This is a genomic window from Novosphingobium sp. BL-A-28-Hi1-0D (genome assembly GCF_055521755.1).
Map to the genome: position 1 here is coordinate 3,631,472 of NZ_CM145502.1, position 19,257 is coordinate 3,650,728.

Sequence of the window (19,257 nt, forward strand, 5' to 3'; positions counted from 1 at the left end):
CCCCGCCCGCGCCCATCAGGTCAAGTCACTCGCCCTCCGGCTTACCTTCACCGAGCAGATCGTCGTTGCCGGTGCCGGTTACCGGCTCGTCGATCAGTGGCTCGAACCCGGCTGGCGCGATCTGGTTGAGCTGGATCAGCGTGGTCTTGGTGAAGCTGTCTGTCACCTGCAGCGCACTGTCGGCAGGATCGTTCTTCAGCACTTCCTCGATGAAATCACGCAGTTCGATGATCTCGAATGGCAACTTGTTGCAGGTATTCGCGTTCAGGATCACGCAGCCGTTGACCGAGGACAGATCGGTGAAGGCTTCTTCGAAGGTGATCTGTTCGATGGCGTCGACGCCGGTCTGACCATTGACGATGCCGTTGATCACGATGTCGAGCACACCGCCCTCACGCGAACCGATCTTGAGGTTGTTGGCCACCAATCCGCGCCGGTCATCAAGCCGCGTGCCGAGCGAGGTGTTCTGGATATAGACCTGTTCATCCGACCGCAGGGTGATCGCATCTGCTTCCACCAGAGTCCGACCATCGGTGACACCATCGTTCAAACCGAGACGATCGGTGATGTGTGCGGTGTCGGTCAGTTGCGCAATGTCCTCAAGGGCCATGCGGGTGACCATCGCAATCCCGCTGCCCGAAAGGAGCAGCGAACCGCCTCGTGTTTCACCTTCGAGCAGCCGGATCGAGCCAGTCTGCGCATCAAGGAATATCCCGTCGGCACTGCTGATGACTGACAGCGTGTTGCCTGCGGCATTGCTCATCGAGAGCGCACCGAGGAACGAGATCAACCCGGTGGACCGCAGCGACAGGGTTCCGGTCTCGCCGATCTGCCCCTGCACCGTCCCGGCCTGTGCAACGACGGCGAGGTCGCCAACCAGCATGGGCCTCGTTCCACGGATCGTGAGGTCACCACGCGAGCGGATGCGGTCGAACTCGGCCTGCGAGATCGCATAACCGCTTGCCGTCGAGGGGATGTTGTCACCCAGTCGCGTGACCCCCTGCCCGGTATTGCGCAGGGTAATGGCCGAAGTGTGAGCGGTCTCTCCAAGGCGGCCGCTAGCCCCGATGGCGAGGTCTGCCGAGGACAGGTCCATCTGCGCCCCTGTCGCAAGGCCGTTGAGGCGAATGGTATCGCCCGCCGTCATCGTGAACAGCTTTGCGGCATCGGCAACGTCGTTGATCACGATGTTGTCGCTCGCCACGATGTCGATGTTGCCCTGTCCGACGGCACCGGAGACCTGACCCTGCGGTCTGACCGTATCGCTGAACACGTCCGAATAGCCAGCGGAAAGGTGGCTGATCGTTACATCGCCATCCCGCGCAAGAAGGTCTATGTCGCCCAGAGCAAAGATCGTATCTGCATCGATCGAGCCTCCAGCGGTGACATCGACGTTGCCCTTGTCGGCAAAGATCCGGCGGATTGCGAGATTGCCGGTGGCATCCAGGCCCACTGCATCTGCGCTGACGCTGATGGGCCCAGAAAGCTCGATGCCGGTGATGTTGACCACACCGTTCGAACGAACCACGGCAACGCCCCCCGAGAGACCCGCGAGCGAGACATCGCCCTGGCTGGAGATCGAGATGTCCTGCCCAGCGCTGATCGACGTGCCGGTCATGGTGCCGTTGGTCGTGCCAAAACTGCCGCCAGCGTTGATTGTGGTGAAGGTTAGCGTTCCAGCATCGATGCCGACGTTTCCGGCAGCCGTGAAGGCCCCTACTGCAGCACTTCGGGCGACCGCGATATTCACGGCGCCCGTCCGCGCCTGAAGTGCGCCGCCGACGACCGACCCACCGACGATGGCAATGTCTCCACCATCGAGCGTGCCGTAGGTGAAATTGCCATTGCCAGAATTGATGCGCATCTGTCCGCTGGCAACAAGATCGCTGCCGGTTATGTCGCCAGAAGCAGCAATGTTGAGCGAATTGCCCGATGTCATTCGGTTGAAGGTCAGCGTCTGGCTGGTCACGCTCAGCGCGGCTCCGGCGCTTGCCGTTCCCACTTCCACTGTCCCCGTGCCATTGACGCTGAAGTTGCCCGCGGCACTGATGCTCGGGCTTGCGAACGAGCGCACCTCTGCGCTGATGTCGCCATCAGACCGGGCGCTCGCCAGCGTAGTATCGCGGGCAGACAGGGCTATCGATCCGCGCGCATCGAGTGCGCCCGTCCTGAGATCGCCAGAAGTGGTTAGCACCAGACTCCCGGTACGGGCCGTGATTGCGCCGCCGCTTGCGGATGCAGCGTTGACGGCGACGGAACCGCCATCAAGCTTTCCATAGGACACAGAGTCACCAGCCGCGAGGTCGATCGTTCCGGTCGCCGTGGCATTGCCCAGCGTGATCGCCCCGTCTTCATCGATCGTGATGCTGGCACCGGACATGATATCTCCGCCGCGCGTACCGGTGAGCGAGCGGATATCCACGGCGCTGCCAGCGTCGATCAGTGTGAAGTCGAGCGCACCGACTTCTGCCGAGAACGATCCGCCTGCGGTTGCATTGAAGAACGCGCTTGTGCCGGTGCTGGCAAGCGTGATGTCGGTTCCGGCCTTGAGCGTCCCCGCATCGATCGTGTTGCCCGTCAACGACATCGCGGTTCCGGCGTCGGCACTGTCGAGCTTGAGAGCGCCTGCGGCATCGAGCGTGATGGCGCTGCTGGCCGTGGCCGAGCCGACCGTCAGATTGCCGCCGGTCGTAACGCTGACGTTCGCTGGATTCGATACGCCACTGCCACCGCTGCCAGTGCCGAATGTGAAAGCAATGCTCCCGGAGTTGTCCCCCGCGTTCGAGTCCCAATAGCCCACCGACAGCGTTCCGGTCGCCGGGGCCGTCACTGTCCCGTTCGCGCCAAGCAGCACGGTCTCATTGCCGATCTGCCCGACCAGTGCTCCGAACGGCGCGCTGAAATTGCCGATTGTCAGGTTGCCGAAGGCCGCGCCGATCTGCGTGCCGGGCTGGAACCCGGAATCGTCCTGCGCCGTGGCGAGGCGGAAGACGACAAGACCGTCGCCGTCCGAGACCCTGGGCAGTGCACCGGCGCTCCACAAGTCGTTGGTAGAGGACGAAAGCGATATGGTTTGCCCTTGCACCACGTCGAACACGGGCACCATAGTGCCGCCGGTGTAGGAATTCGCGAGCGCCTGGACCACAACCTGGACGAGGTTCTGGCCTGTGCTGGCAAGGCCCGCTGCCACACTGCCAATCGTGGCATTGCCGGTGAGCGAGAAGGTGCTGTCGAGGCCCGAGCTGCTGGAACCAAGGTTGAGCGAAGCGCCGGAAAGATCAAACGATCCCAGGACCTTCACGGTATCGAGGTCAATCGCATTGGTCACGACGAGCGACAGTCCCGCATCGCCGGTGATGGTCAAAGCATTGAGGTTTGCGGCCCCGATCGTGATTGCACCGCCAGCCTTGGCATCGTCGAACTTTGCGTTGCCGCGTGCAGAGATCTTGAGCGTCGTGCCGGCGTCGATGCTTCCACCTGTAGCATTGCCGGAGGTGAGGATCTCGACGCTCTCGCCTGCAGCAAGCTTGTCGAAGGTGAAATCGCGCGCATCGACGAAAGCAGTGGTTCCGGCCGTCGTCTCGCCAACGTTGATGGACCTGCCGTCATAATCGGTGAACGTCCCGGCAGTCACCTTGGCCACGGTCAGGTCCAGTCCGTTCATCGTAGCGCTCGATCCGGCGGTCACGGTACCGACGTTCGCGACAGCGGAGGCGCTTATACGGGTGGACGTGCCTGAGGTTACGGTTGTCCCCGCAATGTCCGCACCGCCCAGGCGGACCGCCCCGAGCGCACTTGCCGAGGCGAAGCGGAGCGTTCCTGCGTTGACGGTAAGGTCGCCGCCAGTCGCTGCGATGTTGGTCAGATCCGCCCGACCGCTGATCGATAGCGTGACGTTACCGCTGTTGGACTGGAGAAGCGGAGTCGAGAACCGGGCAGCGGTGATCGATACATTCCCGCCGGAATTGATCGCGTTGGCGATGCTGACAAGGTCCTGCGCGGAGATGGAAGTGCCCGCGCCGGAACGCAGTGAGCCTGCCTGGACGTTGGCCCCGATCAGCGAGATCGTGGTTCCGGCATCGGCGGTGTCAAGTGTCAGATTGCCAGTCGCGTTGACATCGATGCTTGTGCCCGCGTCAAGCGTACCGCCGGTGATCGTGCCTCCCGAAAGGTTTATGGCACCGGCCGAAGTGATCGCATCGAATGTCAAAAGGGCGGGATCGATCGTGACCGAGCCCCCGGTCGAGGTCACTGTGCCAAGCTTGGCGACATCGGTGATGGCAAGCCGCACATTGCGTCCAGCCTGCAATGACGGAAGATCGAGCGCATTCGCCGAGATCTCGACGTCAAAGCCCGCGTCGACTGCGGTCAGCACAACGTTGCCGGTTGCAGAGACACCGACAGAGCCCGCCGTATCTATCCGACCGCCATTTACCGATGTTCCGGTTATGCCAACTGCGGCATCGCTGCTGATCGTAGAGAAGGTGATCTTCGCCCCGTTCACGGATGCGCCGAACGCACCGTAGAGCGCTCCGACCGTAACGTCACCGGTCGCCTTGACGGCGAGGCTGTCATCACTCGACAGGCTGTCGGCAGTCACGCTTGCGCCGTTCACGCTGAGCGGCCCGAAAGCCCGGGACGTGGATATCGCGATGGCTCCGTCGGAGGTCATCGATAGGCCGAACCGGCTGAAGACCGAACCACCGGTGATGCTGCCCGCAGAGATAGTGGTGGGTCCGCCGGCATTGATCGAAGCGAATTCGAGCGATGCGGCCCCGATGCTGGTAAGTCCGGAAGCGTCGACCGTGCCGAGCTTTGCCGCTCCACCTACGCCGAGTGCAAGATCGCCCGAAACTAGCTCCGGCAAGTCGAGGCTGCCGACGTAGAATTCCGCAGTGCTTCCCGCCTGTGCCCGGTCGAGCCTGACTGCTCCGTCTGCCTGCACCAGCAGCGTGGAACGCGCATTGATCGTACCACCCGTGATCGCCCGCCCGGCAAGCTCCACGGTCTGACCGGTGAGCGACAGGAACGAGAGGTCGAACCCCTGAGCGTAGAGGCTGCCACCGGCTTGCGTGGTGCCGAGGTCGAGATTGCCGGTCGCAGTCAGGCGCGCATCTCCAGCTGCCACGAGCGAGGTCGCCGCAAGGCTTGCGGCGTCGATGGACAACCCAGCGCCGGATGTGGCGCTGCCCAGCGTGACGGCACCCGTGACGCCGATGTCGATCCCGCCGGAACCGGTCAGGATGCTGCCAGAGACGGTCCCGCCCACAATTGCGGCAAGGCCGGTGCTGGCAAGGCTGTCGAACTGGACCGAGGTAGCATTGAGCGACGCGTCTGCGCCCGCCGTGGCTGCACCAAGCGCAATCGAAGTGTCGGCAAAGAGCGAAAGGTCGGTCCCGGCGGTCAGGGTATCGGCCGAGATCGAAACTGCGCCGATCCCGAGAGTCGTCCCGCTTCTGGCTGTGCCGAGCGTGGCGCTGCCTGCCAGCGATGCCGAAATGGCCCCCTTGGCATCGACCAGCGCCCCGTTGATGGAACCGCCGCCGAAGATCGCAGCAGCCCCGGCATTAATGGTCGTGAAGTCGAGCGAACCGGACGTGCTCGAGAAGTCACCGCCCGCAGTGGCAACATCGTTCAGCGCAGCGCTGTTGGCGATGTTCAGGGTGATGTTGCCAGTGGCATCGAGCGCGCCGGACTGGAGACTGTCCGCACCGAGCGTCAGGTTGGTGCCCGCCTTTGCAGACGCGAGGGTCAGAGTGCCGCTTGCCGTGACGCCGATTGCAGCGCCTGCATCAAGCGTTCCGCCCGTGATCGTGCCGCCATTGAGCGTGATGTCGCCTGCGGCTGCAATCGCGTCGAACGTAAGCAGCGCCGGATCGATGCTCACGGCGCCGCTCCTCGACGTCACGGCACCCAGGGACGCTGTATCGACGATGGTCAGCGCTACATTGCCCCCCATGTCGATGACGCTGCTGCTGGCACCCTGCGCCCCCAACGTCAGATCGCCGCTGCCAGCGATCGAACCGACGGCATAGTTGCCGGTCAATGCAATGTTCGCCCCGCCGCCGGTAACGATGCTGGTCCCGGCAAGATCGGTTCCGGCAAGATCCAGCAGCCCACCGGAATCTAGCAGATTGAAGCCGAGCGTTGCGAACTTCGCGCGGATCGCGCCACCCGCTCGCGCCGCATCGAGCGTTACGGAACTTCCTGCATCGATGTTGAGCGTCGTCCCCGCATCGATGGAGCCGCCGACAAGGCTGACGGATGTGCGGATGCCGACACTGTCAGTCGCCGCGAGAGTGTCGAAAGCGAAGTTTCGCGCAACGACGAGGGCCGTCGTTCCAGCGTCCGTGGTCCCGACACGAACGTCACGACCGGCGTAATCGGCAAAGGTGCCCGCATTCACGGCGTTTACATTGATGTCGCCACCATTCAGATCAACGCTGGTTCCGGCAGTCACTGTGGCAAGAGCCAGAGAATTCGTCGCGCTTACCACGGCTGACGTCCCGGCATTAACGATACCGCCGTCAATCACGACGCCGCCGAGCTGCACCTGGCCAGAGGCAATGGCGGACCCGAAGTTCAGACGGCCCGCCGTTGCAGCCACGTCTCCGGCAAGAGCAGATACGTCTCCGAGGTTGGCAACACCGGTGATCGAAAGGCTGACGTTGCCACCACGTGATTGAATGGTCGACGCGGCGAGGCCGCGCGAAGTGATGGCAAGCGAGCCGCCAGCCAAAGCAAGACCGAGATCGACCAGCCCCGTCGAGGTTACATTCAGAGAGTTTACGGCGCTCAACCCGCCGCGTCCGCCAATCGAACCTGCATCAATCTGAATATCTGCGCCCGACAGGCTGTTGAGCAACAGTGCACCCGCCGTGACGTTCAGAAGTTGTCCGGCAACCGCGAACTCGACCGCCGCGTCGTTGACCACGTTCAGGTCGATTGAACCGTCAGCGGCAAGGGAGAAGACGTCGAGATCGGCAGATGCAATGGAGATATTGCCGCCTGCATTGGTATCACCAGCAATGCTGGTTGCCCCGGTCGTGATCAGCGAAATGTCTCCGCCAGCACGAAGCGTCCGGGCATCAAGCGAACCTGCAGATAGCGCGAAGTTGAAGCCAGCATCGCCGCTGTTCAACGTTGCAGCGCCCGCGATGCGCGCATCGACATTTCGGCCGCTCAGCGACAGCGCGGAAAGTTCGTCTGCCTCCAGAGAAAGAGTGCCACCGGCAAAGTATGCTGATAGCGACGACAACCCAACCACGGTCACATCCGCATCGCCGATCACGTCGATCGCAGCGCCACTGACGGTTTTCGCACCCAGCAGGAGGTTGCCGTTGACGGACAGTCCGGTAACGGCAAAGCGGCCGGTCAGAGCGATATTGGCATCCCCGCCCACCGAGATGATCGTGCCGCCAAGGTTGGTTCCGACCAGATCTGTCCCGGCAAGATCGAGCAAGCCACCGGCATTGAGTCCGATGAGATCTAAGGTCGAGAAGGTCGCACGAACCGCACCGCCAGCGTTGGCGATGTCGGTAAGACTTAGGCTTCCCACCGTCGCAAGCGTAAGGTCTGTGCCCGCATCGAGGCCGCCAGCTTGCAGGCTGTCCGCGGTGAGCGAAAGCGTAGTCCCGGACCGGGCGGATGTGAGAGTCAGTGCGCCTGTCGCAGTGACGCCCAGGCTTGCGCCAGCATCAAGCGTACCGCCCGTAATCGTGCCACCGCTCAGCGTGACATCGCCGGAAGCCGTCACTGCATCGAAAGTCAGCGTTGCCGGATCGATGGTGACCGAGCCGCCGGTCGACGTCACCGTGCCGAGCACTGCCGAGTTGGTAACCGCGAGCGCAACGTTGCCGTTGGCAGCAAGCGTCACGGCATCAAGGTCCGTCGCCGTTATCGACAGCAGGGTGCCAGCGTTGATCGCGTTGCCCGAAACCGTGCCGCCGATGATCGATGCGGCACCCGTTGTGTCGATGGTCCCGAAGCTGGCCGACGCCGCGCGGTAATCGAGGCTGCCGACGTCTGCCGTATCGATATTCGCGGTCGTATCTGCGCGAAGCGAGGCGATGCCGCTGGTCAGGAGATTGCCGAGTTGCAGATCACCCACAGCAAGATCGAGCGAGCCTGCGGTAACGTCCACAAGATTGACGGAACCGGTTGAGCGGACCGTCAGCACGGTTCCCGCACCTACGATATTCCCGATGATCGAACCGGCGGTAAGGCTGGTGGTCGTCAGCGACTGGATGGTGTCGAACGACAACGCGCCCGCTGCAATCGCAACAGTTCCAGTCGAAGCGTTGATGCTGCCAAGCGTTGCGTCGCCGATAACGTCAATCGTCACGTCCTTGGCATCGACCAGATCGATCCCGAGATTTCCGGCAGTGATCCCGGCCAGCGAGGCAGTGGCACCACCAATCGTGGCTGTGCCGCTCGTGTTGACGGTAATGTTGCGCACCGCATCAAGCGTGGTCGCATCAAGTGTGGCGGACGAGATTCGCAGATCGTTTCCGCTCGAAACCGACCCGACCGTGATCCCGCCGGTTGCCGTCAGGGCCACGTCGAAGCCGGGACCGCTTGTCAGGCCCTGAATGGAATTGGCAAGGATGCTGCCCGCCTTCAGGTCGAAGTGATTGCCGACAACACTGCCGAGAGTGAGCGCGCCAGTGATGTCGACCGACAGCGTGTCTCCGGAGAAATCGCCGCCGGTAACCGTTCCACCGGTCAGGATGGCGCTGCCACCGTCAATCAGCTTGAAGGTAATGTCGGGAGCTGCAAGCGTGACTGTCCCGGGCGCGCTGGCACTTGTGCCGATGTTGATGCTGTTGCTTGCCGTCAGCGTAAGATCGGTTCCGGCATCGAGGAGCCCGGCGTTTACATCCGCGCCGCTGAGGGCAAGTGTCGTGCCCGAAATGGCCGCTGTCAGCGTCAGCGTACCAGTCGCGGTCGCATCAATGGCAGCGCCTGCATCGAGCGTGCCGCCCGTGATTGTCCCACCGCTCAGGGTGATGTCGCCAGAAGAGGTGACCGCGGTGAACGTCAGCAACGCCGGATCGATGAGCACCGAACCGCCTGTCGAGGAAACCGTGCCAAGCGCGGCCGTGTTGGTCACCGTCAGAGTCAGGTCACCCGCCGATTGCAGCGTGTTTGCGCTCAGCCCTGCTGCGGTGATGCCGAGCGTGCCGCCCGCCTCCGCCCGATCCAGCGTGACATTACCCGTGGCAGATATGCCAAGATCGCTGTCCGCAAGGATCGTGCCTGCGCCGATGGTCGTGCCCGAGAGCGAGACCACGCCCGCAGCGCCGAGGCTGTCGATCTGAAGGTTGCCAGCCGACAGGGTCACCTTGCCCGAGCCCAGGACCGAACCGAGCAGTGCATCTCCCGAGATCGTAACGCCCAGATCGCCGGAGTCGACGAGGTCCAGCGAAAGCGAGGCACCGGTGATGTCCACCGTCCCCGCCGTCGGGCCTATCAGCGCAAGTGTGATGTCGCCTGTGGCGTTGATCGACAGGGCATCGGTTAGGGCAATGCTGTTGCCCAGCACATTGGCCGCAGTAACGCCAACCGTCTTGCCCGAAAGGCTGGTGAACGAAACGTCCGCGCCCGCTAGGGTCAGGGCTCCTCCGGCCGATGCATCGACGAGGGCGGCGTTGCCGGTCGTGGTGATGCCAAGGTCGCCCGTGGCGGTGAACGAGCCACCGACCAGGCTCGCCGCACTGACCGACGCATCGGTGCCGGCCTTTGCCGTGCCGGTGATCGTCGCGGTGGCCGCAGCGGTCAGGCCAAGCACCGTTCCTGCATCGAGCGTGTCTGCGTTCAAGGTTCCCGCGTCGAAGGTCAGAGTCGTGCCCGCAGTGGTCGCGCCGACGGTCGCGGTCCCGCTCACGCCGAGATCGGCAGACCCACCGGCCGTGATCGAACTCGAAAGCAGCGATCCGGCGCTCAGCGTCAGGTCACCCAGCGCTGCAACATCGCCGAAATCGGCAAGGCCGGTCACCGTCGCATCGAGATTTGCACCGGCCGACAGAGTGCCCCCAGTGGCGGTTGCGGACTGTAGCGCGAGGCTAGTCCCGCTCTGCGCGTCGGTAACCGCATAGTCGCCCGCCAGCAGTGCCGTCAGACTGGTACCCGCGGTAATCGTGCTGCCCGTAAGGTCTGTGCCCTCGAGACTGACCAGTCCCGTGGCGCCCAGGGTCGTGAAATCAAGTGTTCCAAAGCTTGCGTAAAGATCGCCACCGGCGGTGGCCGCTCCCGTCAGCGTCGCTCCATTGCCAACGGTCAGCGACAGGGTGCCGACGGCGTCCAGCGCGCCGGATTGGAGGCTGTCCGCACCGAGCGACAGTGTCGTACCCGCACTGGCCGATGCAAGCGTCAGCGCGCCGGTCGCGATGACGTCGATGCTTGTGCCTGCATCGAGCGTGCCGCCCGTGATCGTGCCACCGCCCAGACTGATCCCGCCTGCAGAAGTGATCGCGTTGAACGTCAGCAACGCCGGATCGATGAAGACCGAGCCTCCGGTCGAATTGACCGTGCCGAGTGCAGCCGTGTTGGCCACCGTCAGCGTCAGGTCGCCCGCCGATTGCAGCAGGTCTGCCGTAAGATCGTCGCTGGTGATCGAAAGGGTGCCACCAGCTTGCGCGCCCGTGCCGGATACGGACGGGCCGGAGATGACGAGGTTGCCGTCCACTGCAAGCGAGGTGAAGCCAACGCTGGTCCCAGCAGTAAGCGACAAGTCCTTCACAGTCGTGGTCGAACCGAGATCGAGCAGGGTGCCGGCGTTGAGCGTCCCGTTGAGACCCCCGAGCTTCAGTGCACCGATCTCGAGACTCTTGCCCGTGGTTATGTTCGCGTTTGCGCCTAGGGTCAGTGAGCCGACGCGCAGTGATCCGGTGGTGGAAAACGCGCCTTCGGCTGCGCCGCCAGCGGCAAGATCCGTCGTCAGTTCGCGCGCCGCAGTGAGCGAGGCTGCATCGATATCGCCACCAGCGAACAGGCCGATGTCATCGACCTTGGCCGTGACATTGCCGGTGCCCGAAATGTTGGTGCCCGCAGCAAGACGAACCGTTCCGCCCTCGACCGTCGCACCGCCAAGGAGCGCAATCTCGCTCAGGACAGAGCGGATCGACAGGTTGCCGGTGGAGACGATCTGTGAGACGCGCCCCTCGCCTTGAAGCGTCACGGCGCCGGTAGCGAGAAGCCGGATGTCCGATCCCGCGATCCGGCCGACAGCGCGGATGTCCAGAGGAACCGTATCTGTGTTGCCGATGCGAACCGCGCCCGTGACATCGACATTACCGATGCAGATCGCGCCCTCGAGGCAATCGGGATCGAGGCGCCCGCCATCATTGCGGCGGGATGAAGCCAGACCGAGCGATTGCAATACGTCCGCCCGGAAGCTCGCACCAGTGAAGCTCGCCAGCCGCGCATCGATCGCCGCGCCGGAAAGTGCGATCGCACCGGTCCCAGATGCCACGGTGGTACCTTGGCCGAACGAAAGGGTCGCGATGTCTTCGGCAGCCAGCGTGTACTGCAGCGTAAGTCCGCCGGCCGCGAACGTGACCGGAAGCCCGGGAACCGCAGCCGACGTGTTCGCCACGAAATCATTGTTCTGGCCGACCACGATGTCGTTGCCCGAGCGCACGTCGATGCCCGTGCCAGCGCTGAAGCTGTTGCCATCCGTAACGGCAATTCCGCCGCCGCTGGCAAACACGATGTTGCCTGTCGCGTCGAACACGCCGCCACCGCTCGCCTCGCCGAGCGTCAGGAGGCCATCGTAATAGAGCGTGGTCCCGTCCGGAATTGCGCCTGCTTCGAGATCCAGACTGGCACCGGTTGCATTGCGGATCGTTGCATCCTGTCCCGCCCGCACCCGAAGGCTGCCCCCCGAAAAGTATCCGCTGGCCGCATCGCCGGTCACATTTCCGAAAGCATAGACGTCAAGCGATCCCAAGCCAGCCACGATGGCAGGCCCGGATATGGTGAAGTCGCCCGATGCGTCGGCCACCAGGCTGGTAGTGGCTTCAATGGGACGGCAGGTTGCCGTTGCGCAGCCGTTTACGGCGATGCCAATGCTGCCGCGAGATTCCAGCAGGATCGCGTTTCCAGAGAATTGCCCGTTTCCAGCGGCCGCGATGTCGATTGCCGTATCGCTTACGAAACGCGCATTGCCGCCCGCAACGATCGTCAGTCCATCGGCTACCGACAGCGAGATCGAACCGGCAGCAAAGAGCGTCAGGTCGGTATCGAATGCAATGGGCCCCGAAAGGGCAGTCAGCGAGATCGCGGGGTCGGAAAATCCAGCGAAGGAACCCGAGGCATCGCCGCTGAAGCTTTCGAACCGCATGGCATCGGCAACTGCCGTGCTCGACGAAGTGAGCGAGATGGTCCCGCCGAGTTCGTTGATGAACGCCCCCGACGAGGCCGGGAACGTCCGCCGGGAGGTGACATCGACACTGGTCGCGCCCGCGACGAGCGAGCCGGGGCTGGCGGAGCTGCCATTGGCAGAAGTGAATGATACTTGTCCGCCCGAGGGCGTGACGAAGGCCGAACTGCCCGGAAGCCCGAGCCCACGGGTTCCGCTGCCGCCAGCCCCGGCAAAGGGACGGTCGAAGGTCTCGCCAGTGGCGTTCGCCAGCAGCGTTCCGAAGGTTGCAGAGCCTCCGGTTGCCCCAACCGTGACCGTTCCGCCGCTGCCGGCATTGGCGAGGCCATTGTTCCCCCCGCTGCCACCGAGCGTGACAGGCGCCGTCGAGCTTGCACCATCGCCGCCAAGACCTGCAAGGCCGCCCGTTCCGTTGGCCGAGAGCGTGACGGTGCCTAGCAGGCCGAGCGACGCATTGCCGGTGTCGATCGCTGCAATCGTAATCACGCCGCCAGTGCCGGAGCCGCTGTCGCCGCCGTTACCGCCGTTGCCACCGATCCCTGTGGCAGCCGTTATCGCTGTGAAAGCCCGCCCGCCATTGCCGCCCATGCCATTGGCGGAAAGCGTAACATTGCCATCTGCCGTGGCGAGCGCGATTGCGCCACCTGCATCGGCGAGGATAGAAATGTTTCCACCGGTAGCGCTGCCCCCAGCGCTGCCATCGGCGGAACTGCCGTCCGCCGCATAGCCAAAGCCGTTGACGCCCGCGCCGCCACGGCCATTGGCATTTGCAACGAGGCTCGGCGCTTCAAGGCGTGAATCCAGCCCGACAGCCTGGAGACTTACCGAGCCACCGAAGCCCGCGCCGCCAACGCCGCCGACCGACTGCTCGAATGGTCCACTGACATCGAGACTGGCGAAAGCTCCACCTGCACCGCCCTGTCCGTTTGTATTGAGCGTAAGATCATCGAACGTGACCACGCCGCCGCCCTGCGCGAGAGCATCGAATGCACCGCCGCGGCCGATGCCACCGTCGCCTCCGTCACCCAAAGTGCGCCAGCCATTGAATGCGGAGTTGCCGCCCAGGCCACCTGCACCACCAATGCCATTGGCAGCGAACGATGAGCCCGAAGTCCCCGTAACGACCAGCTGTCCGAGATCTGATGCGGTCAGATTGATCGCGCCGCCGGTCCCTGCCCCGCCCGCGCCGCCATCACCTGCTTCGTCGACAGAATCGGAACCCAATCCGCCGCGTCCGCCCGTGCCCCCCAGCCCGGACACGCGCAAAGATGCATTGCCGATTCCGAGCTTCGTCCCGTCGCCGGTCACTGCGATCAGGGTCTGTCCACCTGTGCCGCTTGCGCCTGCCCCGCCAACATGGCCGTCGGTCGAGTTTCCACCGGCCCCGCCACGCCCTTCCGCCGAAAGAACCGGAGCCGCAAGCGAGGAGTTACCATCGCTTGCAAGAATACGCGCCGTTCCGCCGAGGCCACTGCCGCCCTCTCCACCGATCAGGCAGCTTTCGCCCGACTGCCCGATGCCGTCAGCACGCACGTCCAAACTGCGCGTGTTTCCTGCAAGGGTTGCCGAGCTAAGGTCGCCGAGGATTTCCAGCGTGGAAGTGCCCCCAGCTCCATCGCCACCATTGCCGGCGTTCAGGGCGAATTCGCCCGTGGTGTTCGCATCGTTGCCGGCGAGGCCACCGAGGCCTGTTGCATCGATCCCGACCGTCTGTGCATCGAACGTGCCGGACAGGAAACGTATGCCGGCTGTGCCGCCTTGACCATTGCCACCGGCCCCCGAGCGATTACCCGCGCCCGAGCTTCCGAAGGTGTATCCGCCCGCGCCGCCCTCGCCGATGGCATTCACCGTGACCGTCACTGGAAAGCCCGCAGATGAGAAGGCTATCTCGCCCAAGGTGCCGCCATCAATGGTCAGCAGCGCGTTTCCGCCCGTCCCGAGACCGCCATCGCCAGCCGCCCCAGTGGAGAGGAAATCGTACCCGCCGTTGCCGAAGTAGCTGATGGCAGATCCGTCCAGCTGCGACTTGTTGCCATTGGCCTCGATCGTGAGGCCCTGTGTGCGCAGCGTGCCCCCAGTGAGGTTCACTGTCGCGCTTCCGCCATTGCCCGCACCACCGATGCCACCGACTATGCCAAGCGTATCGGAGGATTGTGCCCCGTCCCCGCCGAAGCCTGATGCGGTCACGTCGACAGTCGACACCGTCAGCAGACCTCCGGTGACCGAAAGCGTCGCCGTACCGCCCGTGCCGCTTCCGCCAGTACCGGGCGCAAAGCCGGCCACGTTCTCGGCGTTTCCGCCCTCGCCATTGGCGCCGACGGTCAGAGAAGATGCCGAGAACGTACCTTCGGCCACGCTGAACGAGACATCACCTCCAACGCCCGCCGCTCCGTCACCTGCTTGGGCAACGAGGCCCGTGCGCGCGACTATGCTTGGCCTGCCGCCCTGTCCGAGGCTGGAAAGCGTTACCGTGTTCGCTGATAGACTGGCCGGTTTGCCAGTCTGGCTGAAAGTGACAGTGCCGCCGAGCCCCGTGCCCGAACGTCCCGCAGCATCGTTCCTCCGCCCTGCGACGCCGTTGGACAAAAGGTCGAGACTGCCGGAGAATGAGGAATCCGCGAGGTTGAACGAGACATCGCCACCTGTGCCGTAGCCACCGTCCGCCCCATTGCCGCCGCTCCCGTTCGATACCAGCACAGCTGTCTCGATGAGCATGATATCTGCGCTATTGCGCACGATTGCACTGACATTGCCACCAACCGCATCAACGCCGCTGTTGTTGGCGATGGCTTGCGACGTCATGTCCAGCCGCGATGCGATCAGCGTGCTGGCATCGCCCACAAATGCAACATTGCCGGCAAGTTGCGTTCCCGTAGCATCTCGCCCTTCGGCAAAAAGGCTCACCGCAGACTCGTTGGTATCGAGGCGTGTGTTACCCGAGAGGCTCAACGATACGGTGTTGGGCGCAGCAAGATTACCAAAGGCGTAGGACTGCAGGTCAATGCGACCGACCGACACCGAGGTAAAGCTTTGCACGTTGTCGTACGCCAGACTGACGTCACCGAGAGTCACCACGCCACCGTCGCTCGCGGAGGCATAATTGCCTGCGTCGATCCCGCCGGTTGAGAATATCCCATTCCCATTCGCGAAGCTGATCGAGACCGCGCCCGCGGTCGCATCGAGCGGGCGCGCCTCGGTCCCGGCATAAGTTACTGCGTCCGAACCCAGCGAAATACCGCTAGAATCAAAGGTGCCGCCATTTACCGCAAGCGTCGCTGCGCCCGAGGTTGCATTGCCTCCGGCGATGGGGGCCTGCAGACTGAATGAGCCGTTGACCGCGTTGGTGTAGAGCGCGACGCTGCCCAGAGACCCGCCAAACGTCGAAGCGGCGCCATCGGTTTGCGCGATGTCGATCGAGACGGAACCAGACGTTGCGCTGCCCGCGGAAAGCTCGCCGACGCCCGAAGTTGCAATGCTCGACAGGGTAGCACCGCCAAGATTGAAGTTACCGTCCGTAACGGTAAGCTCGACATCACCGGAGACCGCATCCTCGCCGACGCTTCCCGCCAAAAGCGCATCGCCATTCAGGGGATCGGTTTGAACCGCACCAGTCGCGATCGAGTAAAGGTCCAGCGTCCCGCCGACATTCAATGAGCCGCCTGCAACGGCCACGGACACGTTACCCGCCTTGGCGCCATTCATCGAGCCAAGCGACAGCCCGCTGTCAACGACGATGGAACTGTCGTTTCCGATGGTCGCCAAAACATTGCGCCGCGCCTGAAGATTGACCGTGCCCCGCACCGAGGTGGACGTCGTGCTCGCGTCGATTGTCACATCGCGTGTGGCAAAGCCTGTCAGATCGGATGTCGCGCCCTTCTGACCAACCGTTAGTCCGCTGATCGCAAGCGAAGCATTTCCACCAACCGCATTGGCGGTGGACACACTACCGCCTGCGACGTTGTATCCTGCGGAAAGCACGATGGAGCCATCGACTACGCTTGCCGCCGTTGCGCCTTTATAGCCCATCGCCCCGGACACAACCGCCGTCATCGCCTGGTTCTTCGGCACGGCGACAAGATAGATGCGGTGATTGGCGTCGGTGGAACTGGCGTTCGCCGGCCACTGCGTCGTACCGGTGTGGACGACGCCTTCGGTGTCATCGCTTCCGCTGTCGACGATAATGTCGAACAGCCCGCTGTTGATGGTCATCGTCGCAGCTTCTGCAGCGACATAGGCGGCCGAACCGTTGACCGAAACCGTGCCCGCCTGCTCCACGCGCGGCGCGACCACGGCCACGTAGCTGCTATTGGCTAGACTCGCATTGATCTGCGCGCCCGACTGGATCGCCACCGACGATTTCGGGTCCAGCGCGGTGCCGAAGCGGATCTCGTTCTTGTCGCCATAGAGGCGGGAAACGGTATCGGATGCGGGATCGATCGTAATCGGCAGAGACGTAAGAACAAGGCTGCCGACGTTGAAAACGCCTGTCGGTCCAACAACCCAGCCACCCGCGTTGTAGAACCAGATCTTGCCGAGACTGCTCGATTCAACCGTCCCGGCTATCGACAGCGGACCGCCTACAGCCGTGTCCGTCACCCGATTGAGCACGGTATAGGGTGAACTGCCGTCGTAGATGAAGCGCAGGGTGTTGCCTTCGGGCAGGAAAACGCCGCCGCTGTCGCTCGCCGTCCAGTCCAGCAGGGCCTCGTTGCTTGTCACGAAGACCGCATCCAGACCCGGTGTCGAGCGCGACACGCCACTAATGCCGAACTGGGGCGTCGGCGTCCCGTTCACCGCCTGCGCAAAAGCCGGCGCGGGCATGGATGCCAGCGCCAGCGATGCTGCCCCGCCCGAGATGCCTGCCAGCAGGCGTGCGATTGAAGGCTTGCGGCGAAGCGACATGGCGGAAGCGTTACGGGCCATCACAGCCTCCACGGCAGGAGCTGGAAGGAGAGATTGAGCATGAACCGGGCCTTGCCCTTGACGTTCAGGCCCAGCGGATCGTGCAAGGGCACGGCAACACCGGCATCGAGCCGTATGGCATCATGGATCGCAGCCCGAAGACCGCCGCCGACCGAGACCACCTTTTGAGGATCGAGCCCGTCGAACGTGCTGTCGTGGTTCCATACCCATGCCGCGTCAACGAAGGCGTAGGGCTGGAAGGCATTGCCACCTGCTACCTTCGGAATCAGCGATCCGACACGCACTTCACCGCGCACGCCAACGCCGCTGTCACCGATAACTGCGCCCGGATCGTAACCGCGCCCGATAGTGTAGTTGCCGCCCGAAAACTCCTCGTACGACAGGAGCTTGTCCGGCGAATACTGGGCGCGAGGTTGCAGGCTGAAGGTCAGTTTGCGGATCGGGCGATAGTCGAAAACGCCCGAGGAGCGCAGCACGAAACCCTTGGCCGTGCCCTCGATCCGGCTCGGCGTGACTTTCCCCGCTCCCCGGCAGGTCGGAGCGAATGCCCCGCGACATCCCTTCGTCGCACCGAAGACATCGACGCCCTGACGTGCTTCGAGCGACAGTCCCCATGACCAGTGCGGTTCGAACGGCGTGAATCCGTCGCGACCAGTCAGGCTGCGTCGGCTGACGCCATTGGTGTCAGCCCGTGCATAGAGCACCCGCAGACGATCCCTGTCGAGCGGAATGCTGCCGAAATCGAGATCCTGATCGGCGATCTGGCCGCCGAGCGCCAACGCTAAGTTGTAGGCCTGTGAGCGTACGACGGGATAACTTCCTTCAAGCGAAGCAGAGAGCGTGCGCGAATGGAAATCGGCTCGGGAATCGATGACCGTCGGATTGGTCCAGCCGTAAGTGAAGTCGCCCCGCAAGCTGAAGCCTTCGCCGCCCAGCCGCATTTCGTGACCGAGTTGCAGCACCTTCTGCTCGTGCAGGTCAGTCGTGGCGAAGAAGCTGGCTGTCGTCGAATCGCCAAGCCCGGTCAGCCCGTTGAGCTGAACGCGCGCAAGACCGCTGTACCGGCCAACCGCGCGTGATCCATAGTTCTGCACGCCGATCTCGGCATAGACTGGGATGCGGCGAACCGAGACTTCACCGACCACTTCGCCCGGAGAACCTTCCAGCGGACGCAAGGCAAGCCGCACGTCGAGGCCGGGCACATCCTTTGCCAGCAGGAGGTAGCGCTCGGCCTTGTGCGTATTGAAAACAAGCTCTTGCGTCAGTTTGTTCAAGTAACGCAGCAAGGCCTTTTCCGACCGCCCGGGATCGCCCTTGACCTGCACCCGCTTGAGATGAGCCAGCAGCACGTCGAGTCGCACCGCTCCGCCGTCGATCTTCTGCGGCGGAACCTGCACAGCAGCAAGATAGCCCGCTTGGCGCAGGGCCGTGGCCGCGCGGTCGCGGATTTCGCAGATGACCGAGACAGGCTGCTCCGTGCCGAGAAACTCGGCGTAGCTCTGCGTCAGATCGAATCCGGGCAGATCCTGCATGCCCGAAAAGGTGACCGAGGACAGCTTCAGCCGGATTCCGGCGAAGTCGGGCGCTGCGAGGGGACATGGTGCTCGCTCGACTTCGGATGCATCGACGTCTACCGGGCCACCGCGGTTCAATGTACCTTCGGCAACGCCACGCTGAATCTCCTCGCGCGTTGGCGGCTGGATCGAAGGGGGTGGAACAGTCTGCGCGGAAGCGATGGAACTGAACAGGCCTAGAGCAAGCGCCGACGCCAATGCCGCAGCCCGCAGGGCCGTGCCGCGTGCAAGCGAACGTCGCGCGATAAGCGGATTGTCCCGCAGTGAAACAGGTAATGCCGCCCCGGCGCGGGGCATGGCGGCAACATTATCGGCCATCGCAGTCGAATCTCCACAGGTGCGACCCGTGGCGGCTAACTTTAGTGGCCTACCAAGACC

General features: G+C 63.6%; 2 protein-coding genes. Both read right to left on the bottom strand.

Translation table 11 applies throughout. The features are described 5' to 3' along the window. Window positions 1-25: 25 nt before the first annotated feature. Entirely contained in the window at window positions 26-17,305 is a 17,280-nt protein-coding gene (locus ACZ1JW_RS17510) for a hypothetical protein (protein ID WP_465141500.1), read from the bottom strand. Further along, the gene (locus ACZ1JW_RS17515; RefSeq protein WP_465141501.1) at window positions 17,305-19,197 is read right to left on the bottom strand and encodes a ShlB/FhaC/HecB family hemolysin secretion/activation protein; all 1,893 of its coding nucleotides are present in this window, start codon (window positions 19,195-19,197) and stop codon (window positions 17,305-17,307) included. The genes ACZ1JW_RS17510 and ACZ1JW_RS17515 overlap by 1 nt, the downstream gene beginning before the upstream one ends. Window positions 19,198-19,257 lie beyond the last annotated feature (60 nt).